The sequence below is a fragment of the Iodobacter violaceini genome (assembly GCF_011601265.1).
Classification (GTDB): domain Bacteria; phylum Pseudomonadota; class Gammaproteobacteria; order Burkholderiales; family Chitinibacteraceae; genus Iodobacter; species Iodobacter violaceini.
This window is the reverse complement of the sequence record NZ_JAAOLX010000003.1, coordinates 410,260-436,165: the sequence shown is the minus strand read 5'-3', so window position 1 is coordinate 436,165 and position 25,906 is coordinate 410,260. Positions and strand designations below refer to the sequence as shown.

Annotated in this window: 24 protein-coding genes; 7 read left to right on the top strand and 17 right to left on the bottom strand. The window is 49.5% G+C overall.

Annotated features, from left to right (window positions below):
- Positions 1 to 17: 17 nt before the first annotated feature.
- Positions 18 to 734, top strand: coding sequence for a response regulator (locus tag HA050_RS08055; RefSeq protein WP_166824343.1), 717 nt, complete (start codon positions 18 to 20; stop codon positions 732 to 734).
- Entirely contained in the window at positions 724 to 2,169 is a 1,446-nt protein-coding gene (locus tag HA050_RS08050) for an ATP-binding protein (protein WP_205836344.1), read from the top strand. Before HA050_RS08055 ends, HA050_RS08050 begins: the two co-directional genes overlap by 11 nt.
- A 10-nt stretch (positions 2,170 to 2,179) precedes the next feature.
- Here HA050_RS08050 and HA050_RS08045 read toward each other — a convergent pair whose 3' ends face one another.
- The 10 genes from HA050_RS08045 to HA050_RS08000 form a co-directional block, all read right to left on the bottom strand.
- Positions 2,180 to 4,321, bottom strand: a complete 2,142-nt coding sequence (locus tag HA050_RS08045; protein WP_166824340.1) for a CHASE domain-containing protein — start codon at positions 4,319 to 4,321, stop codon at positions 2,180 to 2,182.
- 74 nt (positions 4,322 to 4,395) lie between these two features.
- Positions 4,396 to 4,767 carry a ribosome silencing factor gene (gene rsfS / locus HA050_RS08040; RefSeq protein WP_374700470.1) on the bottom strand — a complete coding sequence of 124 codons (372 nt, stop codon included), beginning with the start codon at positions 4,765 to 4,767 and terminating at the stop codon, positions 4,396 to 4,398.
- A 113-nt stretch (positions 4,768 to 4,880) separates the two neighbouring features.
- A complete protein-coding gene (gene nadD / locus HA050_RS08035; protein ID WP_166824337.1) occupies positions 4,881 to 5,507 on the bottom strand; it encodes a nicotinate-nucleotide adenylyltransferase in 627 nt (208 codons plus the stop codon).
- Positions 5,507 to 6,763 carry a glutamate-5-semialdehyde dehydrogenase gene (locus HA050_RS08030; RefSeq protein WP_166824334.1) on the bottom strand — a complete coding sequence of 419 codons (1,257 nt, stop codon included), beginning with the start codon at positions 6,761 to 6,763 and terminating at the stop codon, positions 5,507 to 5,509. The genes nadD and HA050_RS08030 overlap by 1 nt, the downstream gene beginning before the upstream one ends.
- Before the next feature lie 32 nt (positions 6,764 to 6,795).
- Complete coding sequence (locus HA050_RS08025) at positions 6,796 to 7,572, bottom strand: trypsin-like serine peptidase (RefSeq protein ID WP_166824331.1); 777 nt, start codon at positions 7,570 to 7,572, stop codon at positions 6,796 to 6,798.
- A gap of 131 nt (positions 7,573 to 7,703) precedes the next feature.
- On the bottom strand, positions 7,704 to 8,255 hold the full coding sequence (locus tag HA050_RS08020; RefSeq protein ID WP_166824328.1) for a histone: 552 nt from the start codon (positions 8,253 to 8,255) through the stop codon (positions 7,704 to 7,706).
- A 131-nt stretch (positions 8,256 to 8,386) separates the two neighbouring features.
- On the bottom strand, positions 8,387 to 9,685 hold the full coding sequence (locus HA050_RS08015; RefSeq protein WP_166824325.1) for an ATP-binding protein: 1,299 nt from the start codon (positions 9,683 to 9,685) through the stop codon (positions 8,387 to 8,389).
- A 159-nt stretch (positions 9,686 to 9,844) separates the two neighbouring features.
- Positions 9,845 to 10,570: a two-component system response regulator RstA gene (rstA, locus tag HA050_RS08010; protein ID WP_115229392.1), complete on the bottom strand. Its 726-nt coding sequence runs from the start codon at positions 10,568 to 10,570 to the stop codon at positions 9,845 to 9,847.
- 134 nt (positions 10,571 to 10,704) lie between these two features.
- Positions 10,705 to 10,950 carry a YfhL family 4Fe-4S dicluster ferredoxin gene (locus tag HA050_RS08005; protein WP_099399701.1) on the bottom strand — a complete coding sequence of 82 codons (246 nt, stop codon included), beginning with the start codon at positions 10,948 to 10,950 and terminating at the stop codon, positions 10,705 to 10,707.
- A gap of 4 nt (positions 10,951 to 10,954) precedes the next feature.
- Positions 10,955 to 11,251, bottom strand: a complete 297-nt coding sequence (locus HA050_RS08000; protein ID WP_166824322.1) for a hypothetical protein — start codon at positions 11,249 to 11,251, stop codon at positions 10,955 to 10,957.
- Positions 11,252 to 11,269: 18 nt separating this feature from the next.
- Here HA050_RS08000 and HA050_RS07995 point away from each other — a divergent pair, with 18 nt between their 5' ends.
- Positions 11,270 to 11,668 carry a YidB family protein gene (locus HA050_RS07995; RefSeq protein WP_166824319.1) on the top strand — a complete coding sequence of 133 codons (399 nt, stop codon included), beginning with the start codon at positions 11,270 to 11,272 and terminating at the stop codon, positions 11,666 to 11,668.
- A gap of 60 nt (positions 11,669 to 11,728) precedes the next feature.
- Here the strand turns inward: HA050_RS07995 and HA050_RS07990 are convergent, their stop codons facing one another.
- From HA050_RS07990 to HA050_RS07970, 5 genes are all read right to left on the bottom strand, one after another.
- A complete protein-coding gene (locus HA050_RS07990; RefSeq protein WP_166824316.1) occupies positions 11,729 to 13,054 on the bottom strand; it encodes an NAD(P)/FAD-dependent oxidoreductase in 1,326 nt (441 codons plus the stop codon).
- Positions 13,055 to 13,151: 97 nt separating this feature from the next.
- Positions 13,152 to 14,111 (bottom strand): lysylphosphatidylglycerol synthase transmembrane domain-containing protein, encoded by a 960-nt coding sequence (locus HA050_RS07985; protein ID WP_166824313.1) that lies wholly within the window; start codon positions 14,109 to 14,111, stop codon positions 13,152 to 13,154.
- Between the two features lie 61 nt (positions 14,112 to 14,172).
- Positions 14,173 to 15,147 (bottom strand): glycosyltransferase family 2 protein, encoded by a 975-nt coding sequence (locus HA050_RS07980; RefSeq protein WP_205836343.1) that lies wholly within the window; start codon positions 15,145 to 15,147, stop codon positions 14,173 to 14,175.
- 45 nt (positions 15,148 to 15,192) lie between these two features.
- Positions 15,193 to 17,205 (bottom strand): DUF2298 domain-containing protein, encoded by a 2,013-nt coding sequence (locus tag HA050_RS07975; RefSeq protein WP_166824310.1) that lies wholly within the window; start codon positions 17,203 to 17,205, stop codon positions 15,193 to 15,195.
- 201 nt (positions 17,206 to 17,406) lie between these two features.
- Positions 17,407 to 18,201, bottom strand: a complete 795-nt coding sequence (locus HA050_RS07970) for an AraC family transcriptional regulator (RefSeq protein WP_166824307.1) — start codon at positions 18,199 to 18,201, stop codon at positions 17,407 to 17,409.
- Between the two features lie 117 nt (positions 18,202 to 18,318).
- Here HA050_RS07970 and HA050_RS07965 point away from each other — a divergent pair, with 117 nt between their 5' ends.
- Together HA050_RS07965 and HA050_RS07960 are read left to right on the top strand one after the other, a co-directional pair.
- Positions 18,319 to 19,200 carry a DMT family transporter gene (locus HA050_RS07965; RefSeq protein WP_166824304.1) on the top strand — a complete coding sequence of 294 codons (882 nt, stop codon included), beginning with the start codon at positions 18,319 to 18,321 and terminating at the stop codon, positions 19,198 to 19,200.
- Positions 19,201 to 19,838: 638 nt separating this feature from the next.
- Positions 19,839 to 20,828 carry a collagen-binding domain-containing protein gene (locus tag HA050_RS07960; protein WP_166824301.1) on the top strand — a complete coding sequence of 330 codons (990 nt, stop codon included), beginning with the start codon at positions 19,839 to 19,841 and terminating at the stop codon, positions 20,826 to 20,828.
- Between the two features lie 84 nt (positions 20,829 to 20,912).
- On the opposite strand, the gene metK is transcribed toward HA050_RS07960, so the two are convergent.
- A complete protein-coding gene (metK, locus tag HA050_RS07955) occupies positions 20,913 to 22,079 on the bottom strand; it encodes a methionine adenosyltransferase (protein WP_166824298.1) in 1,167 nt (388 codons plus the stop codon).
- Between the two features lie 139 nt (positions 22,080 to 22,218).
- Between metK and HA050_RS07950 the strand changes: the two genes are divergently transcribed.
- Both HA050_RS07950 and HA050_RS07945 read left to right on the top strand, forming a co-directional pair.
- Positions 22,219 to 23,100 carry a lysophospholipid acyltransferase family protein gene (locus HA050_RS07950; protein ID WP_166824295.1) on the top strand — a complete coding sequence of 294 codons (882 nt, stop codon included), beginning with the start codon at positions 22,219 to 22,221 and terminating at the stop codon, positions 23,098 to 23,100.
- Entirely contained in the window at positions 23,097 to 23,960 is an 864-nt protein-coding gene (locus HA050_RS07945) for a lysophospholipid acyltransferase family protein (RefSeq protein WP_166824292.1), read from the top strand. The genes HA050_RS07950 and HA050_RS07945 overlap by 4 nt, the downstream gene beginning before the upstream one ends.
- 150 nt (positions 23,961 to 24,110) lie before the next feature.
- On the opposite strand, the gene ptsP is transcribed toward HA050_RS07945, so the two are convergent.
- Positions 24,111 to 25,844, bottom strand: coding sequence for a phosphoenolpyruvate--protein phosphotransferase (gene ptsP / locus HA050_RS07940; RefSeq protein WP_166824289.1), 1,734 nt, complete (start codon positions 25,842 to 25,844; stop codon positions 24,111 to 24,113).
- Positions 25,845 to 25,906: the final 62 nt, after the last annotated feature.

Here is a 25,906-nt window from a genome sequence, read left to right as displayed (position 1 = left end):
AAGTTAAAAGGCCACCCATGAGTCGTAAAATTTTAGTGGTCGATGACGATCAAAAAACGCGCACCCTGCTTAAGACCTATCTGGAAAAAAACCAGTATGAGGTTTACCTAGCCCACGATGGTGCCAGCTTTCTGGCGGAATTTACCCGCTATCACGAAGAACTGAGCCTTGTGATTCTGGATGTGATGCTGCCGGACACCGATGGCTTTGCGCTTTGCCAGGCGGTAAGACGGCAATCGAATGTGGCTATTATTATGCTGACTGCCAATTCGGATGAAACGGACCGGATTGTGGGGTTGGAGCTGGGTGCGGATGACTATATTGCCAAGCCCTATAATCCGCGCGAATTACTGGCCCGTATCAAGGCGATTCACAGACGCAGTGGTTTAGATAATGCCATTGCACCGCGCTACTATCATTTTCTTGGTTTTTGCTTAGATACCGTAGAGCGCAGCCTGGTTGATCCGGCGGGTGTGAATGTGGTGCTGACTGGCCTGGATTTTCAGCTGCTTAAATACTTTGCCGAGCATTCAGGGCAAATCCTGGACAGAAACATCCTGGCCGAGCAAACCCGTGGCCGGGATGTAGGACCACTGGACCGATCATTAGATGTGCAAATCAGCCGCTTGCGCCAGCGCCTGCACGATGATGGCAAACAGCCAGAGCTGATTAAAACAGTAAGGGGCGCGGGTTATGTTTTTTCTGCTCAGGTAAGTACCAGCCATGCGCCTTAGCCGCCTGGCCCGGCGTTTGATGCCGCCTTCTCTGCTGGGACGATTATCTTTAGTGATGGTGCTTGGGGTGCTGACCACCATGCTGATTGGTAATTTGCTTTGGGCTAATCAGCTTAAGAGTAAAGCCGCACTGGAGGCAGGTGCTGCAGCTCAGCATATTGGTGCTGGCGCTGCGAGCGCCTTACGTTTTTTTCAGAGCCTGCCACCCAATTACCGGCCTATTCTGATTGAACAACTGCGCGATATGGGCGGTACGCGTTTTTTTGTCAGCGTGAACCGCGCCCCGGTAGAAATTAAAGATATCCCTGAATCTGTGCTTTCTAAAGCTGTGCTGGATACAGTAAGGCGTACGCTTATTCATGATTTACCAAGATTAGCAGAGGCCCGCATTGGTTTTGCCATGCCGGATGGGCTGGTGGTGTCTGATGAAGGCGTAACCGTTGCCGATCTGCCCGAAGAATGGGTGCAGCACACCTTGCTGATTAAGCCCCGGCCCGCTCCGGTTTTGGTTATTCAGGCAGAGATCGAGCCGGGGGGCTGGCTGTATCTCGCCACCCTGATGCCGGATCCCTACTTTTTAGACAATGGCAATCCATTACCGTTTGATCGCCTGCTCTTGCAGGGCTTAACCCTTGCCACTGTCTTGTTGCTTTCAATTTTGGTGGTGAGCTGGATTACTCAGCCGCTGGCGGCCTTATCAGAAGCGGCGGTTGCTTTTGGTAAGGGCGAATCGCCTGCGCTGCCAGAAACAGGCAGCCAGGAGTTTGTGCGCACAGCAAGGGCATTTACTGCGATGCGCGAGCGTATTCAGCAGTATTTAGAAGACAGAGAGCGCCTGTTTGCTTCAATCTCACATGATTTACGCACGCCGATTACCCGGCTGAAATTACGTGCCGAGCTGCTGGATGATGAAGAGGCAGGCCAGGCGTTTCATGAAGATTTAGACGAGCTGGATATGATGGTGAAGGGCGCTTTGCAAAGCGTAAAAGACACGGATATCCATGAAAACCATACCGAGCTGGCTCTGGATCAGCTGATTGGCCGTATGGTCAGAGATGCCTTGCTGGCAGGTCATAATGTGGTTTATCAGCCCTCTGGGCTGAAAGTAAAAGCAAAGCCGCTGGCCCTGCGCCGCGCCTTGGTTAATTTGCTGGATAACGCCCTGCTGTATGGTAAGGCTGCAAGGATTGCAGTCAGCAAGGTGGATGCAGGAACAAATATCACCATTCATGATGATGGGCCAGGCGTTCCGCCCGAAGCTTTATCTACGCTGTTTCAGCCCTATACCCGTTTAGAGCATGGCAGAAACAGCAATCAGCAGGGCATGGGGCTGGGATTAGGCATTGCACAAAATATTATTCAGGCTCATGGCGGAACGCTTGTGCTGAGCAATCATCCACAGGGGGGGCTGTGGGTCTCCATTACGTTGCCCTGAACCGGTCTGTTCAGACAGGCCGGAAAATCAGTGCGAGTCCCGTGAGCGTCCCCTTGCTGTTTTTTAAATGAATTACTGATTCCTGAATGAGTAACGATTGTTGATGGGTATTGAGCAGTACGGTTCTTGAAGCGGGATTCTTTTCTATAAAATCCAGTGCAATTGAAAATAAGGAAGTTAAAGGGCTGTGGTCTTCTGAAGAAACAACCTGATATATATGATCAATATGTTTCCCTATGCTTGCTGCTGTACGGCAATTAAGTAATCGCACCGCCGCAGGATTAATGAATTCCACATCGCCGTTTAATGCAATAGTAATGACGCCATCGGCCATCGAATTTAATATAGAAGCAATTCTTTGCTGCTCAAGATGAATAGCCTGCTCATTACTTCTGCTGGCCGTAATGTCATAGCCCACTCCGCGGTAACCCAGAAACTCTCCGCGCTCATTATAAAAGGGTTGCCCTGAAATACGGACAATAAGGCTGTCTGTTCCCACTTTGAGCGTGTAAATAAAATCATGAAAGCTGCGGTGGGCTTCCAGCAATGCTTTATGTATCCGCCATTCTTCTGTTGATAAACGGCCATCGCTTAATTCCCAGCGGTAATGGCCAATGACAGACTTGCGGCTAAGCGCGTATGAATTAAAAAAACCGGGTGATACCTGAGTAAAACGGAAGTCTTTATCCTGCTCCCAGTACCAGTCAGCAGCAAGCTCAACTAAAGCCGAAAAACGTTCGCGGCTTTTTTGTAACTCAATAATCAGCTCTTTGTGCTGGGTGATATTGTGTGCAAACATGGCAAAACCTGAACGCTCATTTTCCTGATTAAAAAGCGGGAAAAGCGTGAGTTCAAAATAATGCAATTCACCATCGGAATGCCGGTGCTGGCATTCTTGCTGTATGGGGGTTTCGTTGATGGCCAATTCTGCAGAAAGTAAAAGAGGTTTATTCTTTCCAAGCAAAATGGGGGTGTTGTCGGCGAAATAAATCCGGGCCGCACGATTTGCATAAGTGATTTTTCCATTTAAATCACGGCTGATAATTAAATCATGTGCATCTTCTGTCAGCTGGGCAACCTGCTGGTAATGAAGCTCGTTTTTGCGTAAGTCCTGAGTGATTTGTTCAGCCAGATCAAGGGCAGATTCCCGATTATTGCGTTGTCTTTGCAAAAGAAAGGCAATAAAAGCGGAGAGAGAAACGCCCAGTATCCAGATAAAGTAATCTAATGAATAAGGTCTTGGAAAGCTGCCTGATGTGGCAAATAAGCTTAGCCGCCATTGTCTGCCAGGAAACTGTATTAATGAGCTGGCACTTAATTCATTAAAATTGCTGGCAATGGATTTGGTTGCATAAATGATTTTGCTTTTTTCTGCATCATTTAAACCAGAAGTAGTGCCTGTATCTTGCAGCTGAATACGAATGTTTTTTTCTGCATCATGCCCAATCCACAAAATCATTTTATCGATTGTAAATGTGGCACCTAATGAGCCTATAAATGCAGCACGCCTTTCTTTTTGATTGTTCAGTGATTTATTTGGGGTATATACAGGAAAACGAATAACAAAACCAAGAGGGGAGTTTTTATATCCCTTTAATTGATAAGTGGGGGATGCTACGCCACGCCCCTGATCCCGGGCATATTCTATTGCTGTTAAATTGGCCGTTTGCCCGCTGATTTCTAATCCTTCAGATTCATGTAATACAGCATGCTCAGGGAAGATGTAGTCAATGATTTGGTAAACTGGGCGGGGGCTGTCTTGCTGAACGTTAAAGGCGGGGTCATCAAGCTGGCGGTTTTTTATAAAACGTTCAAGGTCAGAGGAAATGATTTCCCGGATAAATTGGACGGATACAAAATCGGGAAAGCGTCCTTGAATATTTTGTTGTTTTAAAATGGCAGAGAATGTTTTTTTATCAAGATCAGGATTGGCAATAAAGGCATTTTGTATGCCGCGCAAAATATTGATTTCTGCATCTAATCTGGATTCAATCCGTTCTGCATAGAGGTGGGCAAGCTGATTTAGCTGGGCTTGTACATGGGCCTGGTGCTGAAAATTAAGCCAAAGCTGTAAGCCGGCTGTGAGCAGAAGCCCCACTAGAAAAGTTCGCAGCGCCACGGGATAGCGGCGAAAAAGCGAGAAAATATTCATTTAAGCGGGTCTCTGCTTACATTGCTCTTTTTAGAAGGCCTGAAACTCAGTGCCTCCCAGGGCTGCAAATATCCTTATACGGCGCTCCAAGGCTTGCCAAGCGGGCTGAATGTAGGTTTTTGGCCTCCCCAGAGTTGTTCCAGATCGTAGTAATCACGTACCGGCGGCAGCATAACGTGAACAACCAGTGAGCCTGCATCAACCAGTACCCATTCGCCAGATTCGTGGCCTTCGGTACTCATGATTTCATAGCCTTTGGCTTTCAGATCAACAACGACATTGTTTGCCAGTGCGCGAACCTGGCGGTTTGAGTCACCCGTGCAAACAATCATGCAATCAAACAGATCGGTGAGCTCTGTGGTGTCCATATCCACAATGTCTTTGCCCTTGATATCTTCAAGAGCCGTGATTGCAAGTGCGCGCATTGCTTGGGTGTATTCGTTCATTGCCATAATTTATGTGTTTCCAAAGTAAAAAGTGGCTATTGCAAAGGGGCCGCAATAGCTGTGCTGCCTGAAAGTTGAGTCAACAAAGCAGTATTTCAAAATATAAAAACACATTAAGTGTTTTTAGAGTAAAGGCCTGATTGCTGCAATATCGCGGCAATTGGGCTCAGATCGCTTACATCTTCGCCGCGCGCAAGCTTCTCACGAATCAGTGTGGATGACGCGGGCATCGGTGGCAGAGGCAAAACGCTGATTTTACCCCGAGCCAGGGTCTGCGGCGAAGCTTCTGCATGGCGTTTGGCAAATTCACCGGCAATTTCTGCCGGAAGTTTGCTAAAGCCGGGGCGATTGGCAACCACCAGATGCCCCATTTCTAATAGCTCTTGCCATCGATACCAGCTTGGCAGATGGGCGAAAGAATCGCCACCTATCAGCCAGACTAACAGGCTATGCGGTTGTTCTTGTTGTAATTCTGTCAGGGTGTCAAAAGTAAAACTGACATTCCCTTTTCTGACTTCCCGGTCATCGGCAACCAGGTTTTGTTCACCGATTAAAGAAAGCTTCAGCCATTCCAGACGTTGTGCGGCGCTGATGTCTGGTGTGCGGTGTGGTGGTACGCCCGTTGGGATGAGCCGGACTTCGCTTAAAGCAAAGTTATCCCTCAGGGCACGGGCTAAAGCTATATGCCCAAAGTGCACCGGGTTAAAAGTGCCGCCATAAATGCCCAGTGCCTGTTGCATCAGCTGCGGATTTCGCCGTTACCAAAAACAATCCACTTTTCGCTGGTTAAGCCATTGAGCCCAACCGGGCCGCGGGCATGAATTTTATCGGTTGAGATGCCAATTTCAGCACCTAAGCCATATTCAAAACCATCGGCAAAGCGGGTAGAGGCATTAATCATGACGCTGGATGAATCCACTTCACGCAAAAACTGCCGTGATTTAGTGTAGTTTTCGGTAACAATCGCATCGGTGTGATGGCTGCCCCATGTGTTGATATGCTCAATCGCCTCGTCCAGATCGCTGACGATTTTAATCGCTAAAATAGGCGCGAGGTATTCTGTGGCCCAGTCTTCTTCCGTTGCAACGTTGATTTGTGGCAGCAGGGTCAGTGTTTTAGCACAGCCACGCAGCTCTACGCCTTTGCTGGCATAGATTTCTGCCAGCGGTGGCAAAATCAGCCCGGCAACGTTTTCGTGCACCAGCAGCGTTTCCATGGTGTTGCATGTGCCATAACGATGCGTTTTGGCGTTATCGCTGATGGCAATGGCTTTTACCGGGTCGGCTTCTTCATCGATATACACATGGCAAATGCCATCTAAATGCTTGATAACGGGCACGCGGGCATCGGCAGCAATGCGGGCAATCAGGCCTTTACCACCACGCGGCACGATCACATCGACAAACTCGTTCATGGTAATCAGCTCACCCACGGCTGCCCGATCTGGTGTTTCAATAATTTGCACCGCAGTTGCAGGCAAACCGGCCATTTGCAGCCCTTCGCTTACGCAGCGTGCGATGGCTTGATTACAATGAAAGGCTTCCCGTCCACCGCGTAAAATAGTGGCATTACCCGATTTAATACAGAGACCGGCAGCATCCGCAGTTACATTGGGGCGGGCCTCGTAAATAATGCCAATCACACCTAAAGGCACACGCATTTTGCCTAACTGGATGCCGGAGGGGCGAAATTTGAAATCGCCCATCTCGCCAACCGGGTCGGGCAGGCTGGCAATCTGATGCAAACCTTCTGCCATGCTTTCAATGGTCTTGGGTGTGATTAGCAGGCGATCAAGCATGGCTGGCTCTAAACCATCTTGCCTGGCTTGCTCCATATCGCGATTATTAGCAGCGAGCAAAGCTTCTGCATCGCGCAGCAGTGCATCGGCAATTGCATTTAATGCCCGATTTTTAGTCTGCGTGTCGGCTTTTGCCATCTGGCGGCTGGCTGCACGAGCCTGGCGCCCCACTTGCTGCATATAAGCTTTGATATCCATGTCTCTACCTTTTCGCCTTTGAACTGCAATTATCAGGGTTTAGGCGGTAGTTGCAAGACTGTTACACCCACGTTATCGGCTTTTTTACGATTAAACCAGTCTGGAGCAGAGCTTTGCACTGCAATAATTTGCGGGCCGCTTGCGGTGTTGATCCAAATTGGCGAGCCTGAATCGCCAGCTAAAGTATCGCAGCGATGATAAATCGTGTTATTTGTGCGTAAGCGGGTGATCTTGCAATCTTTGTGCGCAGTCAGCTCGGTGTCGTGATCTTCAGCAAAGCCTGCCTGAGTGATCAGTGATTTGCTGTGTGCAATCCCCGCTTTTAATTCTGTTTTATTGCCGCTGAATAAGGCGAGGGGGGCGGGGGCATTGCCGTCAACTAATTTCAGCTTTAGCCAGGCAATATCATAGGCGGCAGCAGAATCCTGAATATAAACATCATCGCCTTTATAAACTAAGCCTTTTTTAAAGCGCGGATGGAACGTTTGGGAGAGTACCTGATAGCGGGCCTGGTATTCACCTTTATGAAAACCCGCTTTAAACCACCGGCCAGCATCCAGTTTTTTTGCGTCCATTAAAAAGCAATGCGCTGCAGTAATCGCTAAATCTGGTGCAACCAGGGTTGCTGTGCAAGTGCTGGCGGCGGCTGTTTCAAGCTGGCCTATGGCCGAAAAAGGCGCAGCATAGGGAGCTTCAATAAAAACACGGTTATCAGTGCCAAAAAAAAGCGCTTTTTTTTCTTTATTGCTTAGTGCGAAAGCATTGCTTGATAAAGCAATCACTAAGGCGATCAGGTATCTGCGTTTCATTAATCTGTGTTCTGAAGGGGTAAGGTTGATTTAGATAAGAAACGGAGCGATCTGTTCCCTGTTGAAATCAATCTTTTACAGAAAAACAAAAACGGGGACCGAAGTCCCCGTTTTTGGTACAGCAAGTGTTATTACTTAGCAGCAGAAGCGGCAGAAGCAGCAACTTTCTTGGCTTGAACTTTTTGTACAGCAGAAGCAGCAGAAGCAGCAGCTTTCTTAGCTTGAGCTTTTTGTACTGTAGAAGCAGCAGAAGCAGCAGCTTTCTTAGCTTGAGCTTTTTGTACTGTAGAAGCAGCAGAAGCAGCGGCTTTCTTAGCTTGAGCTTTTTGTACTGTAGAAGCAGCAGAAGCAGCAGCTTTCTTAGCTTGAGCTTTTTGTACTGTAGAAGCAGCAGAAGCAGCGGCTTTCTTAGCTTGAGCTTTTTGTACTGTAGAAGCAGCAGAAGCAGCAGCTTTCTTAGCTTGAGCTTTTTGTACTGTAGAAGCAGCAGAAGCAGCGGCTTTCTTAGCTTGAGCTTTTTGAACTGTTGATGCAGCAGATGCTGGAGCTACTTTTGCTTTTTTAGCGTGCTTTTCAACTTTAACTGTCTTAACAGTAGAAGCTGTAGAAGCTGTAGTGTCAGCAGCGAATGAAGTAGCTGAAGCGAAAACTGTAGCGAGCAATACGGCAAGAAGCTTGTTCATTTGTTTGTCCCTGGAGGAAGTATGTGATTGGTGTTGCTATGAAATGGATTATCAACACTTCTTCTTTAAAACTCGATAAGCCCTTGGTAGCAGTCTGTAACGCTATGTACGTGCCTCGCCTGGGAATGGAATTAAAGTGCATTTTTAAGCGGGCTGGGCCAGCATAGTGTGACGCGCGCGCCACCCAGCGGAGCATCGCTGATAACTGCGGCCCCGTTGTGCCCGCGCATAATCATCGAAACAATCGCCAGCCCCAGGCCAAAGCCGCCAGTTTGGCGATTGCGGCTGACTTCTAAGCGCTCGAAGGGTTGCAGGAGGCGCTGCCGTTCGGATTCTGGAATCCCCTGGCCATTATCATCGACATGAAGTTTAGCCAGCCCGTTTTCCCATTCAATCGTGAGCATGATGGCTGTACCGCCATAGCGTCTGGCATTGCCCATTAAATTTGCCAGTGCGCGGGTGAGATAGTGGCTGTCTGCTTCCAGAAAAGGCGTTTTTCCGGGCAATAGATTGACGAGCTCGGGGGTGATATTGCCCTGGCTGCTGAACTCACTGATTTGCCGTCTGAGCCATGGCAGAATTTCAATCGCCTGGGTTTCAAGCTTCAGCTGTGGCTTATCCAGGGTAGACATGGTGAGCCATTCTTCGATCAATTCATCGATTTGCCCCAGATCCCGTTCAATGGCCACAATTTGCTGGCTGCTTTCTGCTCCGCCTTTGATGGCTTCTAAGCGATAGCGCAGCCTTGCCAGCGGGGTGCGTAAATCATGCGATACCGCATCGATCAGAGCTTTGCGGCTGGCTGTGAGTTCTTCTACGTCGTGCGCCATCCGGTTAAAAGTGACGCCCAGCGAATTCAGTGTGGAGCCTTCATGCAGGGTTACTCGGGTGCTGAAATCGCCTTCACCCAGCTGGCGGCTTTGTCTGGCCATATGTTGTAAATCGCGCCACAAAGGGCGCAGCCACAGCCAGGTGGGCACACCTAAGGCTGCACACATCAGCAGCAGGGCCACTAAATCGGCCCATGCAAAGTTATCTAATCGTTGCAGATAGGGAACAGGGCCAAGGACCACCATCAGGCCGGTGTCTGGAATACGGTGCAGGTAAACATCCTGGTTTTGTAAAAAAATAATATCACCATTGATCAGCGCGTCCTGATTGCCAGGGCTGAGCGTATAGGTATTGAGCGTTTCAATTTCTACAGGCAGGGGCAGCTTATTTTTCAGGCGTTTTACTTCATCGTGCCAGATGGAGGGCGGTAAATCGCCCAGGGTGGATTCAACAACACTGATCGTTGTTTTAAAAATATCAGAAAGATAATGTTCATTGCTGCGCTCAAGTAAGTTTTTATAGAGCGCACCAATCACAAGGGACGAGGCTAAAAAGCAAACCACCACGGTAAGATAAAAACGTAAAAAGAGTTGGCGCATAGTCAGTCGTCAGGGATAAGGGTAGCGCATGGCTTAGCGGTTTATTACGGCTTGAGGGGAATAAACCGGCATAAGCCAATGCGAAGGAGAAGATGCTGGAATCCGGCCTTTACTGCCAGTGCTCTGCGGATACTCAGCTACGCTTTCGTGCGCCCTGATTTATTCCTGCCACCAGATATCGGTAGCAAATAAATAGCCTTTGTGGCGGATGGTTTTAATTTTGCGCGGCTCGTTAGGATCGTCGTCCAGTTTTTTACGCAAACGGGAAATGGCAACATCGATACTTCTGTCCATGCCATCGTATTCAATCCCGCGTAATACTTTTAATAAGTGATCGCGCGACAAAATATCACCTGCCTGGCTGGCCAAAGCCCAGAGCAAGTCAAAATCACCCGTTGATAAGCCCAGCGCTTCGCCGCGATAACTGGCGGTGCGGTTACGCAGATCAACTAAAAGCTGGCCAAAATTAAGCGTGGAGCGGTCTGGCGCAGGTGCGGCACTCGATACGATAGGCGTGCCGCCTGCTGTTTTACGCAGGTGAGCACGAATTCGGGCGAGCAATACTGAAGGGGGGGTGGTTTTAACCACATAATCAGTTGCACCAATTTCAAAGCCCAGAATCTGGTTCATATCGCTATTGAGCGAGGTGAGCAAAATAACTGGCCCTGTCCAGAATTCGCGTAATTCCCGGCAAAGGGTAAGCCCGTCTTTACCGGGCAGCATAATATCAAGCAACACGAGCGAGGGCGGATTATTGCGCACTGCTTCGATCAAGCCGCTGCCGTCGGGCAGGACTTCAATATTAAATTCAAACGAGCGTAAATAACTACCAACCAGTTCTGCCAGTTCAGCATCATCTTCAACAAAAAGAATGCGGTGATTCATTTGAATATTCTCTGGAATGGGATAGTGGGCTAAATGATCTCAAGCTGTCTGGCAGGCTTGAGCAGGGTGAAGCAAGCAAGATATTGATTGCGTATCGCTGGCGACAGTGGCTGGCGATACGCTGTGTATACGCCTCAGGCGCTGATAATCAGATATTTTTTATGTAATTCTTCTTTGGTTTCCTGATGTTCAGGATCCAGCGGGATACAGTCTACAGGGCATACCTGCTGGCACTGTGGTTCGTCATAGTGACCCACGCATTCTGTGCACAGATTAGGATCGATGACATAAATTTCATCGCCTTGGCTGATGGCGCTGTTCGGGCACTCTGGCTCGCAAACGTCGCAATTAATACATTCATCGGTAATGATTAGGGCCATGATGCTAAATCCTTGGCAATGCAATAAAAAATAGATATGCAAATTGTCCCATGTTCTGCCATGCCACGACAACGATGCCGTAAAAATGCTGAACCGATAAAAGGGCAAAAACATGGATATTTACATCTTCTTTGACCTGGAGCTGCTTTATTGTGAGTGGGGTTTTATCCGGATTGAGGCCGTTTTGACGGGGGAAGCGGGTTTCAGAGGCGAATATTCCCCCCGGAATGGATGGTGTTAACTCATCCGGAAAAGTCTGACTTTTTACCTCTTTTTTAGGGCAGAATGGCTGCTCGCTCATCTCACTGGAGTAAACCGTATGGGACTTATCGATCAGTTGGCCGGACAGTTTTTGGGTGGAAAAGAATTACCGGAAGGCTTTGCACAATCTTTGTCTGGCCTTTTGGAGCAGCAGGGAGGTATTTCTGGTTTGTTAGAGAAGTTTCAGAGCGGTGGTTTATCTGAGTTAGTGCAGTCATGGGTGGGCACGGGTGAAAACTTACCTGTGAGCAGCGAACAAATTCAATCTGTGCTGGGCAAAGATGCGGTGGCTTCTGTAGCAGAAAAACTGGGGATTGATCCGTCTGAAGCGGCGGGGAAAATTTCTGAATATCTGCCTCAGCTGGTGGATAAGCTCACGCCCAATGGTGAAGTACCCGAAGGCAATAATGTTCTGGCCGCTGGCCTTGATCTGCTGAAGGGCAAGTTGTTTGGTTAAGAAAGGATTCGCCATCAGAAAAAGCCCCGCTTGGGGCTTTTTTTATGCATGGCGATTGCATTAAGGCTGAATTAAATCGCTTAAATGCCTGCCCATTCTGCGGCCTTCGCGAATTGCGTAATTGGTGCCCCGGTCTTCCGGGTAGATTTGTGCCATCGAGGCTAAAAACAGCCCGCGCTTAGGGCTTTCGCAAGCGGGAATGAGCTGGCTGTAATGCTTTTCAACCACGGGTTGCGCCCAGCGGGCATGCCAGACATGGTGTTTTTTGATCCAAGCGTCTTGAAACTTTGGAAACATGCGTTTTAAGTGGGGCAGGGCAAAAGCGAGCAGCTCGTCATCGCTCATTAAATACAGTGCGTCGGTATGAGGCAGGTATTTAGATAAATAAACAATATGCTTGCCGTCGTAATTTTTAGTGCTCTGAAAATTGGTGTGCTCAATTACACCTACAAAGGGGAAGCTTGGGTCGTTTACATTCAGCCAGTAGGTATCCGATAAGGAATGATCCAGCTCGAGCACAAGGCAAACATTGGCCAGATAGTTAATGCGGCCCAGTTTGGCTAAATACTCCGGGCTGGCCCAGCTTTCAATCATATTTGCGAGCAGTGGCAAGGCCGGGGTGGAGATCACCCTGTCTGCATGAACATCGCCATTCGCGGTTTTAATCAGCCAGCCGCCGTTGTCCGGTGCAACTGAAATAACCGGGCTGCTGGTTTGGATTTTGCCGCCTAGCTGCATGATTTTTGCGGCCAGGGCTTCAACCAGAGCAACAAAGCCGCCCTTAAAGTAGGCAAGCCGCTCTTCGCCCCCTTTACCCCGGCTGCTGCCGCGCAGCTTGAGCTTGTTCCAGAACCAGACCGCTGAAATCTGATCGGCTACTGCGCCAAATTTACCGCGCAATAATGGCTCCCAAACGATTTTATAAACGTTTTCCCCGCCTAATTCCCGCAGCCATTCTGCTGCCGTTTTATGCTCAAGCACCTGCCAGTTCTCTACCTTGCGTGCTTTTAAGGCGAGTAAGCCGAGGCGGATCCGGTCTGGAAAAGCGAGGGGTTTAAATTTAAGTAAATCCCATGGCGTGGAAAGCTTGAAAAATTGATTGGCAAAATACATGCCGGTATTACTGGGATTTGTTTTTACTTTATCGCAAAGATTCAGCTCTTTAATTAGCTGCATGACTTCCAGATCATTGGTGAACCAGTGGTGGTAAAAACGATCCAGTTTTTCTGACTGATCACCAATATCAAATGCTGCGGCCAGGCCGCCAATATCTGCTTCTGCTTCCAGAACAAGCACGCTCACGCCTGCTTTACTGAGCTCATAAGCGGCAGCGAGCCCGGTAAAACCTGCGCCGATGATGGCAACTTGGGTGTGCTGGGTTGTCATTTTTTTCTCCGGGAAGGCAGATTGTTTTTTATCACTGAAAGAAAAGAGAGGGGGATCATTTCTGATTGAGTAAATTCATCAGTAATGGCGTGTTCCTTCATGGTTTCTTCCGCGAAATTAAGAGCCATATCCCGCCTGCCAGGGTAGGCGGGAGCCATATCAGTAAGTGGGCGATAAGGGCAAAGGCCGCGGCGGATATGCCGTCATTGTTCGTGAGTTTCATTGCAAGAATGGCAAAGTAATCAAAAGTGCCCACATAGCCGGGGGTGCTGGGAATTAGCGTGGCCAGTGTGGCCAGCGGCAGGGCAAACCATGCGCCGGCACTATTGATTATTCCTGGAACACTTTGCGCTACACACCACAAAGTAAGCCCTTCTAAGCCCCATACCATCAGGCTGACGGCGATCAGCGGCAAAATGCGTTTCCCGCCAAGGGTAGCCAGCAGTTTGATGGCGTCTGCTGCTTCATCGGCCAGATGATTGCCACTACTGGGCGCTAATTTATGAATAAGGCGCAGGCAGGCATCAATAAGAATCTGTAAGAAGCGGGGAAACGCCAGTAATACAAAAATGAGCAGGGCGATGAGCGCTGCCCCGCCCGCGCCAATTTTTCCAAAAGTGGGCAGGCTGTGTATATCAAAAGCCCATAAGCCAAGCGCCAGAAACAGCAGCAGGCTGGCTAAATCGAGCAGTCTTTCTACAAAGATAGAAGCGAGCACCTGGCCCGGGCCTGTGCCCAGCTCCTTGTTAAATGCAAAAGTGCGCGCCAGATCCCCGGCACGAAAAGGCAAAATATTATTGAGTGCAAGGCTGCTTAAAAAGGGCTGCAGGCAGGCGCGTGGTGTGGCTTTGGGGCTGTTGGCCCGCAGCATGCTGCTCCAGCGGGCTGCACGGCCAACCAGCCCGAGCGAAAATACGATCAGGCCTGCAAGCAGCCCGAGCGGGTTGCTGCTTTTCATGGCTGCAATCAGCTGAATGCCATCGGTTTTCTGAAAAATAAGCCCAATTAATACAATGGCAACGATAAGCCCAATAATGGTGCGGATATGGCGTTTCATAAAGATTCTTTAAAAGAGGCGGCTGCAATCCGCCATGTGCTGCTTATGGCTGTTCAATGGATTATTTTCTGTCGGCCACGGGGCTGCGTGAAAAAGTGATCTCATCGCTAAAGCCACAATATTCCTGCACAACATAGAGTGGTCTTTGCTTGGATTCTGTATAGATGCGGCCAATGTACTCGCCTAAAATGCCGACGCAAATCAGTTGAACCCCTCCCAGGAACAGCACTGCAATCATCAGGGCCGTCCAGCCTTCTACCCAGATATTGGTAAAGATACGTAAAAAGAGGGCATAAAAAATACCGATCAAGGCCAGAAAAGAGGCCCCCATGCCCATCGCCATGGCCAGCTGTAAAGGTTTGGCAGAGAAAGACATAATGCCATCGCTGGCAAAGCGGATCATTTTAGACAGGGGATATTTGCTCTCCCCGGCAAAGCGTTTGGCACGCTGATAAGGCAGCGCAACCTGTTTAAAACCCGCCCAGCTCACCATGCCCCGCACAAAACGATCACGCTCGGGCATGGCTTTGAGCGTGCTGACAACAGCACGGCTCATCAGCCTGAAATCACCCGTATCCAAGGGGATAGGCACATCAGACAGGCGATTAAGCAGGCGATAAAAGCCTTTGGCTGTGGCGCGTTTAAAGGCCGATTCGCCGGGCCTGTCGGTGCGCGTGCCGTAAACTACATCGTAGCCAGCCCGCCATTTTTCTATCATGCCGTGGATGGCTTCGGGCGGGTCTTGCAGATCGGCATCGATCAGTACAACTGCATCACCCCGCGCGGCGTCGATGCCGGCTGTAACTGCGATCTGGTGACCAAAATTGCGTGAAAAGCCAATCAGGCGAATACGATGATCGTGGGTGGCGTGCTGTTTTAATATGCTGCGTGTGGCATCTTTGCTGCCGTCATCAACAAAAATAAACTCTGTATCCAGGTTGTGTACTTCTTTGCTGAAGGCGCTCAGGCGTTTGAGTGTTTCAGCAATAACGGCTTCCTCGTTATAACAGGGCACGACAATCGACAGCAGCATCATCTCGTCATCCTCGGTGATATGGGCCGTGCTTATGCCGGCTCATTATTATCGTTTAATCCAAAGCCCCATGCGGGTATCGGGCGTATCCAGGAAAGGGTGCCAGTCGTATCCGGGGCTAATTGCAGCATTGATTGTTTGCCATGCGGGCGATGTGCTTTCAGGCCTGCCCCAAACGATATATTTAACTTTGTTTTGTTGCAGCCAGGCGAGAGGGGTATTTTGCGCGCCAGCGTAGAAATCTTTGATTTGCTGATTAAGCAGCCACACTTCCTGAGGCGCACCGTGCCACAGGCTGACGTGATTAGGCCATCCAAGCAATGAAGGTTGTTGGGAATAAAGTGAGTAGAGTGTTTGATTGGTGTAAGCATCACCCAGCCAGTTTTCCAGCACGATGCCTTGTGGCGCTTGGTTTAGATAGCGGATGGTGTCTTTAACCGGGGCATCATTACTAAACCATTGCGTGCCCGCCAGTTTGCCCATGTCACCCTTGGGGGTATGCCAGATATATTGCGCGGTATTGAGGGCATAGCTGCAAGTGAGCAGCAAAACGCCAGTCGCGGTGTTGCGTACCCAGCGTTTGCCCGATCCTAATGCCATCGCACCTGAGGCCAAAAGTGCTCCGCTCCACATCCAGCCCCACCATTTCATGGTGGTATTGGTGCGCTCAAATTTACCCACGCTTGGGTCGTCTACAAAAATAAACTCACCTAACAGCAACATAATCGCAAAGGCAGCGACCAGGGCAATGGCCAGCGGGCGCTGGCGTTTTTCGGTCAGTGCCAGTGCAAACAGTGCAAACAACGGCCAGAGCAGCAGAATAAACTGGGCCAGCGGCGTGTGGTCAATGGAATGAACCAAGCGGATAGGCGTGCCGATGGCCTGGCTGGCAAAGCCGGCAAGGAAAGGATAAATCAGCAGAAATCCAAGTGTGCCGCCTGCAAAAATGGCACCCCAGGCTGGTGGATTTTTGCAGTAATGCCGCCAGCCTGCCCAGGTAAACAGCAGCACAGCCAGCATGGGGGTGATCCATGTATTGGTGATCAGCATGACTGGCAACGTGAGTGCCAGCAGGCCTTGGGCAAAGCGCCCGTACAGGATTTCTGCAGGCTGATCGCTGCGTTTTTGTTCCAGCCATGCGATTAGTGCCAGTGCTAAAAACAGCAGGAAAAAACCACCAAGTGGCGGATGGTAGTCACCCAGGAAAAACTGATAGCCAAAGTTTTCCAGCGGCAAATCACGTGCTTCAAAATCTGCTGTGGGTTTGGTTTCCGGGGCAGGCAAGGGGAAAAGCTGCCGGCCCAAATCAGTATTGACCCGCGCATCATAGCTGCCAATAAAACGCGCACTGGCCCACATTTGGTCGTTGGCCTGCCAGCTGATTGGGGTATCGCTGGCCGGGGTAACAAATAAATTTAAAAAAGGTGAAACACCGGTACCGCCCAGAGCAAGGGCAATAATCAGTACCAGACGATGTATGCGCCCTGCAACAAAGCGGGTGGTGAATTCCCATGCAAGGCTGAGGCCCAGGGCCATTAATAGTGCAAAAGAGATGTTATAGGCGAAACCAATCTCCCAGCCAAACAGCCGCCCCATCAGGGCCGCACCGTAGTGCTGAAACGCATAGTAGAAATCAAAGCGATGGCCGGCAAACCAATGATCGGGCGGCGGTAATACGCTGCCTGAATAATAATTGGCCATAAAATACAGATCAGTGACCCGCTCGGAAGTTGGATAAATCGCAGGGAATATAAATTTCCAAATCAGCCCATAGGCGAGAGCCAATAGAAAGGCGATTTCGGCGGCTTTAAAGCGGCTGCTTTGTGCTTCTTGTTTAAACAGATAAAGAGACGCTGCGGCTAAAATCGCTGTGATGGGCCAGATGCCATTGAGATTACCTAAGCCAATAAAATGCTCAATAAAAAACAGCATTAGTGTAATCAACAGCACACCCGATGCTCTGGCTATTGCATAGGGCAGCCAGCGGCCCAGCACAAGGGTGAGGCCAGCCAGATGCAGCCACAGCAAGGCAAGGCTTGCGGTGAGGTGAATCATCGTCATTTGTGAGCATCCCTTCTTTTTATTTTTCAGGCGATGAGCGCTTGAGCCTCGTTTTTATCCTATTTCTGCATTAATTACAAATGGCAATCGTCATTTTTTATTGATGTTGATTGCATATATTCATCCGGCTTTCGTTTTCTTGTAATAATCCTAATGGGGTAATTGGCCGGATAGTCATTTTTTATTACAAATCATCCTCTTTTAAGATTTAGTAACAGGGGATTGCTGTTGCCGGTAGCGTTCCGGAGAAAAACCAATTAATTGTTTAAACATGGCAATAAACGCCGATGGTGTGCTGTAGCCCAGCTGCCATGCAATATCCTGAATGGTTTTCCCCTCTTTTAACCATGCCAGTGCATGTAATACACGAATGCGATTGCGGCACTGGCCAAAACTCATTCCCAGCTCGCTTTGAAAACGCCGGGCCAGCGTGCGTTCGGTACTGTGCACTTCGCTGGCCCAGCTGCCTAAGCTGCGGGCATCGTCTGGCCTGGCTTGCAGCGCTTTTAAAATGGGGGAGATCAGCGTATCGCTGCTGCCGGGTAAGAAGTTTGGTGCACTTTTACACTGGCTTAAGCGGGTAATCAGCAGCTCCGCCTGATTCTGATCACTTTGATCCTGCATATGTCCCAGCTGCCGCTGAGCAAAGTCGCTGATTAAAGCGCTGATGAGCGGGGTACTGGTAAGCAGGCAGGCTTCCTTTGGCAGCAGGCTGGCTAAATCGTCTGAAACATAGATGGATGTGTAATTGAGCGCCTCGCGTACATAGGCAGAATGCGGGATGTCGGCAGGTACCCAGATTAAGCAGTTAGCGGGTGCAATCAGATGCTGCTGTTCCAGCTCAAGATCCATAATTCCAAGGCTAATCCAGCTTAACTGGCCCCATGGGTGCCGATGGATGCTGTATTGGGTGTCTGCCTGCATCTGCTGATAGCGCAAATACAGCGGATTGGGCGCTGACAGGGCTAAATCGGCGGCAAAATAGGCGTTGGTCATTTTATGTTTGTTTCAACTTGTCTGTTTCTGAATATGAAATGTCTGTTTTAGCGTACTTGCATTAAAAAAGACAAGCTTATACTAGTGACAATTTATTCATTCAGAAAGATAAGCGTGATGCCCATCCTTTTTCCCCTGCTGGCGGTCATGATCTGGGCCACTAATACCGTGGTCTCCAAAGCTGCGGCAGGCGTACTTGATCCTGCCGCCATTTCTTTTTATCGCTGGTTTTTAGCGGCTTTAGTGCTCACGCCTTTTTGCCTGAAAGCAGTCTGGCAGCAACGACTCGCTATTCGCCCATATTTGGGTAAATTTTTAGTGCTGGCATTACTGGGCATGGTGTTGTTTCAGTGCATTGCCTATTACGCAGCACATAGCACGACCGCCACTAATATGGGGGTGATTACTTCTTTGGTGCCGCTCTCATCATTGCTGCTGAATGCTTTTATCACTAAAACCAAACCTGGTGCTGCTGCCGCTATGGGGATTTTTTGCTCGTTTTGCGGTGTGTTGTATCTGCTGGGTGAAGGGCATCCTGCCAGCTTGTTACTGAGCGGGGTTAATCATGGCGATGCCCTGATGCTGATTGGCACCGTGGCCTATGCCCTGTATGGCATTCTTTTGCGCCGCTGGGCCTTGCCGTTCAGCCACTGGCACAATCTGTACATCCAAATTGTGCTGGCGGTAGTGATTTTGATTCCGGTGGCGTTCAGCGCGCAAACAATGGCGATTCCGGAGCAGGGCACAGGCTTGGTGTTGTTTGCAGGGATTGCTTCGTCTTTGATTGCTGCCTATTGCTGGATGCAGGGTGTGCATCGCCTTGGGGCTGATCGTACGGCGGTATTTATGAATTTGCTGCCTTTATTTACGGCTTTGATTGCGATGTTCAGTCTTGGGGAAAAAATTCAGGGCTATCATTTATTAGGTGGTGGTCTGGTGCTGTCCGGGGTTGTTTTGGCACAAATTAAATCATGGCGGTTTCTGTTGATTACAAAATAATGAAATAAAACGTGTTGGGTTTTATTCACAAAAACGCACTTTATTCTTTTGATTGCAAAAGAGGAAAGTGCGTTTTTCTTTGTGACTCAGCCGGGTTTTTTTGCCACGAAAGCTTGTATTTGCTGAGCCATAAGACCTTGCTGCAGATGATTACCGGTACTTGTATAGCATGGATTTTGTGCCTGGCTGTGTGAGTATCATCGCATCGCGGTGTAAGTTAAAACCCTGGGTGTTGATGTTTTTGGCATAATTCGGTTTTTGATATAAACGTGAAGCCTGAGCGATGTATTTTAGTCAGGCTGCGTATTGGGATTTAAACAGTATTAGTTTCTTCTAATTTATATAATGGTAATTAACTGATTAATTAAATTTAGTAAAAATTAATCGTAATTAAATAGCGGCTTGCTATAGTGTTTGGGGTTTCTGCGATCGTAATCCACAGAATGATACGGGCAGATTAATGTTTTAGAATAATTAAATACTTATTTCACTTGCTATTGGCGGATTGTTTTTGAGTTGTTTTTTTAAAAACAATGCCTTAGCCTGGTGGGGGGCTGTGTTTAGTTATGCGGCATGACTTAAGTTTGAAAATTAAATGGTTTGATGCGCTGACATTAAGCCGGGGAGATATAAACATCATGCGAGTGACACATATTATTGCAGCGCTGGGTATTACGCTCAGCGCCTGCGCTCAGGCTGGCATTGTTGATTTTGGCGTTGCCAATGGTTATAGCGGCTTTTTCTTTGGTAATGTAAATGCCGCTTCTGACGTGGAAGGCCGTTTGGCTGTGGGTGGCAATCTGACTTCAGGATTTGACATAGGCTATCGTAATCCCTATGGCACCACAGCACCTTCTTTGGTTGTACAAGGAAATGTATCTTTAACGGGGCCGTGGGGCAAAGTCGGCTCTGTTTACAATGGTCCAAAAACCAATATTGACACCAATACATCGATTGGCCCCAGCTCGATTGATCTCAGCACGCTGAATAAGGGCAATCTTGTTTATGGTGGCTCATTAGCCGCGGTTGAGTGGCAGTATGGGCAGGCGGTAAAAAACGCCAGCTTTCTTGATTTTGCTGCAGCTAAGACGCAGTTGAGTGGTTTATCTTCCTTTTTATCCGGGCAGGCTCAGCTGGGGAGCTGGACAAGCAGTGGTGGTGGCTTGGTTTTGACGGGCGATGGTAAATCAGATGTGCAGGTTTTTAATCTGGGCAATACGGCACTGCAAAATATATCACTGAAAAACGTGAAAGCCGGTGCCAATATCATCATTAACAGCACTTTATCCGATGTCGTGTTTTCGGGTGATTTTGGCGGCAATTTAGCCGGATCCAAAGACCCGCTGGCCCTGCATCGTGACCGGATTATTTACAATTTAAGCAATGCTAAGAGTGTAAACGTTTCGACCTTCTTAAATGGCAGCGTACTTGCCGTTAATGCGGATGTTGTTGGCTCTGGCCATCTTGAAGGCACGCTGATTGCTAATTCATTAAGTGCCGGAGCAAATGGCAAACTTGAATTAGGCTACGAGCCTTATAAAGGCAGCGCATTGCCTGTGCCAGAGCCTGAAACCTACGCCCTGATGGGTTTAGGATTGGTTGGCTTAGTAATGCGTCGCCGCAAATAAGCCGCGTGATGAATAAAAAAACGGGGAAGCTTTGGCTTCCCCGTTTTTTTATATGGCTGAATCACTTCAGCCATGATGAATCGCTTACAGCCCCGCAGCAGCGCGCAGGACTTCGACTTTGTCGGTGCGCTCCCACGAGAAGTCTGGTTCTTCACGGCCAAAGTGGCCGTAGGCTGCAGTGCGTGTGTATACCGGACGCAGCAGATCAAGCATCTGGATAATGCCTTTCGGGCGTAAATCGAAGTGCTGTTTGATCAGCTCAACAATTTCGTGCTCAGGTAATTTACCTGTGCCCCAGGTATCCACCATGATCGATACCGGCTGCGCCACACCAATTGCGTAAGACACTTGTACCAGGCATTGCTTGGCAATCCCGGCTGCTACGATGTTCTTTGCTACGTAACGGCCAGCGTAAGCGGCTGAGCGGTCTACTTTGGATGGGTCTTTACCTGAGAAAGCACCGCCGCCGTGAGGGGCTGCACCGCCGTAGGTATCTACAATGATTTTACGGCCGGTTAAACCGCAATCGCCCATCGGGCCGCCGATCACAAAACGGCCTGTCGGGTTAATCAGGTATTTAGTGCCCACTAATAATTCTGGCGGGATCACTGGCTTGATGATTTCTTCAATCACGGCTTCAGAAAGCTGGGCGTGGCTGACATCCGGGTGGTGCTGGGTAGACAGCACAATGGTGTCGATGCCGGTTGCAATGCCAGTGTCTTTATCGTAGCGAACGGTGACCTGCGATTTAGCATCCGGGCGCAGCCATGGCAGGCGGCCGTCTTTGCGTACTTCAGACTGGCGCTGCATCAGGCGGTGCGAGTAGTAAATCGGCATAGGCATCAGCTGCGGTGTTTCATCGCAGGCATAACCAAACATCAGGCCCTGATCGCCAGCGCCCTGGTCTAAATCCAGGCCCTGGCCTTCGTTTACGCCCTGGGCGATATCCGGGCTTTGCTTGTCGTAAGCCACCAGCACGGCGCAGGTTTTGTAATCAAAGCCAATATCGCTGTGGTCGTAACCGATACGCTTGATGGTATCGCGGGCAATTTGAATATAATCCACATTGGCATGCGTGGTAATTTCACCAGCCAGGACCACAAGACCGGTATTTACCAGTGTTTCGGCTGCAACGCGGGCGTGTTTGTCTTGCGTCAGAATAGCGTCAAGGATGGAATCCGAGATTTGGTCTGCCACCTTATCTGGATGGCCTTCAGAAACCGATTCAGAGGTAAAGAGGAATTCTTGCATTATTGTTTCCCTGTCAATGAGGGGCTTACTAAGGGTTTTCTTCATAAAGTGATTTGTTACATGCTTGCACAAATGACTTATTGTCCTAAACGCTTAGTAACAGCCTGTTTTGCCGGTAGAATCCGGAGCCTGCCCTTGGATGCGTAAAAACCTGATGCTGCTGCTTAAACCTATTGCTTACTTGCCCCTATGGCTATTTCATGGCCTTGGAGCCTTGCTTGGCTGGCTGGCTTGGCTGTTATCGCCACGCTACAGACAGCGTTTGGCTGCCAACTTGCAGCAGTCGGGTATTGCGCAAAATGGCGGAGATTATAAGCGATTGCACCGCTTAAGTGTGAGTGCCCACGGCATGGGGGCGTTAGAACTTTTACCAGCCTGGCTTAGAACGCCAGAGCAGGTTGGCCGTTGGGTGAAGGAACGCGACGGCTGGGAGCATGTTGAAGCGGCAATGCAAAGTGGTCGGCCCATGATGTTTGTTTCTCCGCATCTTGGTGGAATCGAAGTCTGTGGTGTGTATATAAGCACACAGATTCCCTGCGTGCTGGCCGCTTTATACCGGCCTCCCAAGCTTAAATGGTTAGAGCCTCTGATGGTGACAGGGCGAAACCGTGCCAATGGGCGTGCAGCTCCTGCGAATGCCAGTGGCGTAAAGATCTTACTGCGCACCTTAAAAGAGAAGCAAGCAATTTATATACTCCCTGATCAGGCTCCCGGTGCCGGGGAGGGGGCATGGGCCCCGTTCTTTGGTAAGCTTGCTTACACCATGACTTTATTGCCTCGTTTAAGCAAATCAACCCAGCCTGTGATCCTGATGTGCTTTGCCGAGCGTCTGCCTTGGGGGCGTGGATTTAAAATGCATTTTGCCCCGCTGGATGAAGCCTTTGCGGGTGATGCACAGGCTGATGCCCTTATTTTGAATCGCAATGTAGAAGCGATGATACGTCGTGCTCCCAGCCAGTATTTGTGGAGTTATAACCGATATAAGCGCCCCGCAGGCGCACCCTTGCCCGAGGATGTATGAGTTACCGTTTGTTGATTGTTTTGTTCTGGTGTTTAAGCTGGCTGCCTTTATCACTCTTACGCGGCCTGGGATATGTGCTGGGCCGGGTACTTTATTTTGCAGTAAAGAGCCGGCGTAAAATCGGGCTGACTAATTTACAACTCTGTTTTCCGGAGTGGCCCGCGGGGCAGCATGAGCGGATATTAAAACAACACTACCAGGAGCTGTGCACCTGCATTTTTTTCTACAGTAAGCTTTGGTTTGGCTCGCAGGATACTGTGGAAAAGCTGGTACGCCGCGAAGGCTATGAGCATTTTAATGCCGTTGAAGAGCATCATTTGATCTTGCTTGCCCCGCATTTTCTTGGGCTGGATTTTGGCGGCATCCGCCATATGGTGGATCACCGTGGTGCCAGCATGTATTCCTCTTCCCACGACAATGCTTTTGATTTAATGCTGCTGCGCGGGCGCAGCCGTTTTAATGATCCGCTGCTGATTAAGCGCAGCGAAGGCATTCGCGGTATTTTGCGGGCCATTAAGCAGGGTATCTGTTTTTACTATCTGCCTGATCAGGATCTGGGGCCTAAAGAATCTGTGTTTGTTCCATTTTTTGGGATTCAGACGGCCACGGTGCCGGGCCTGTCGCGCCTTGCTTTAATGGGTAAAGCAAAAGTGTTGCCGATGATTACCACGCTGGAAAAAGATGGTTTTGTCAGCCGGTACTACCCCGCATGGGAAAACTTTCCCAGCGATGATGCGCTGGCTGATACTGCCCGTATGAATGCTTTTATTGAAGAGCGGATTCGTGAGCACCCTTCGCAGTACTACTGGCTGCACCGCCGCTTTAAAACCCGCCCTGAGGGTGAGGCAAGCTTATATTAAAGCTTTGAATGGCCTGTTACTGCCCTCACCGTTTGGGGGTGAGGGTAAAGCAGGCCAAAGGCCCTTACCATGTTTTGCCTGGTAAAGGCCTGAGCTGCGTAAAGCCTGTGGTTTTGAGGTTTTTAGCAATCAGCCAAAGCGGCTGTTTAATCATTCATCCTGATGCAGCTGCTGCAAAAGCTCACGCAGGCACTGGCTGTCTTCCGCAATCAGCATTTTTTCTACCAAAGGCTTAATTTTTTGCATTTCGCCGGTCAGAATTTCTTGTTTTACCTTCAGCAGCTGAATCGGCAGCATAGAAAAGCGTCTTAAACCAAGGCCCAGCAATAGACGTGTGAGCGCCGGGTCACCCGCCATTTCCCCGCACATTGAAACTGGCTTGCCAAGGCGGTTGGCTGTGCTGATCACATGGTGCAGCAGCTGAATAACGGCCGGGTGCAGCGGATCATAAAGGTGAGAAACCGAATCGTCGTTTCGGTCAACGGCCAGCGTGTACTGAATTAAGTCGTTGGTGCCGATCGAGATAAAATCAAGATGCGCTAAAAACTGGGCAACCTGCACGGCTGCTGCAGGCACTTCGATCATGCCGCCCAGCTCGATATTTTCATCAAAAGCGATATTATCTTCGCGTAATTGTGCTTTGGCTTCTTCCAGATGCTTACGGGTCTGCCTTACTTCGCCCACATAAGAGAGCATGGGCAACAGCAGTTTAATCTTGCCATAGGCAGAGGCCCGCAGCAGAGCGCGCAGCTGGGTGCGGAACATCTGTGGCTCGGCCATGCAAAGACGAATACCAGTCAGCCCCAGTGCCGGGTTAGGCGTTTCACGCTCCTGCTGCCATTTAGGTATTTTGTCTTTGCCCAGGTCTACGGTACGAATAATCACCGGCTGGCCTTTCATGGCTTCAGCGACTTGTTTGTAGGCGAGGAACTGTTCTTCTTCTGTGGGTAAATCAGATTCGGACAGGAATAAAAATTCGGAGCGGAACAGACCGACACCTGTTGCCCCGTTTTCTATGGACAAAATGCAATCGTCGGGCACTTCAATATTGGCAAACAGCTCGATTTCTTCGCCATCTTTGGTAACAGGGCGGCTGGTGCGGATATCTTGCAGTGCTTGTTGTTTTTTCAGCCAGTCTGCCTGCAGATGGCGGTATTCTTTGAGGATGATTTCATCGGGGTCGATAATCACCACCCCGTTAATGCCGTCGACAATAATCAGCTCATCTTCGCGGATCAGCTCGCGGGCGTGGCGCAGCGCCAGCACCGATGGTAAATCTAAGCTGCGGGCCAGAATGGCGGTGTGAGAAGTCGGGCCACCCACATCGGTAATAAAGGCAAGATAGGCCGTATCTTTAAACAGCACCATATCGGCCGGGCTGAGATCGTGCGCAACCAGAATGCAGTCGGGGGCAATTTCAGCAAGGGCGTGTGAATGGTTTTCGTGGCCAGCCAGCGTTTTAAAGACCCGCTCTACTACCTGAATCACATCGCTGCGGCGCTCGCGCAAGTATTCGTCTTCGATCTCATCAAACTGAGCGAGCAGCACTTCCAGCTGCAGCTTAAGCGCCCATTCCGCATTGCAATGCTGCTGTTCGATCAGATTGCGCGGCTCTTTGGAGAGCATATGATCATTCAGCAGCATAATATGCAGTGACAAAAATGCGCCCAGCTCGGCGGGGGCATTTTCAGGGATACTGCCCCAGAGCATTTCTAAGGATTTTCGGGTTACCCGGATGGCATTATCAAAGCGGGCCAGCTCGGCGGGAATGTCTGCATCAGTCAGTTGATAGTGAGCAATTTCGATATCGGCATGCGATATAAGGTGGGCCTGCCCAATTGCAATCCCACCCCCAATGCCAATCCCTTGCAGCGTAATGCTCATAAACCTTCCTCTTTTGCCACCGTGCCGGTGATCGCGGTCGTTATTTTGAGTACAAAACTGAT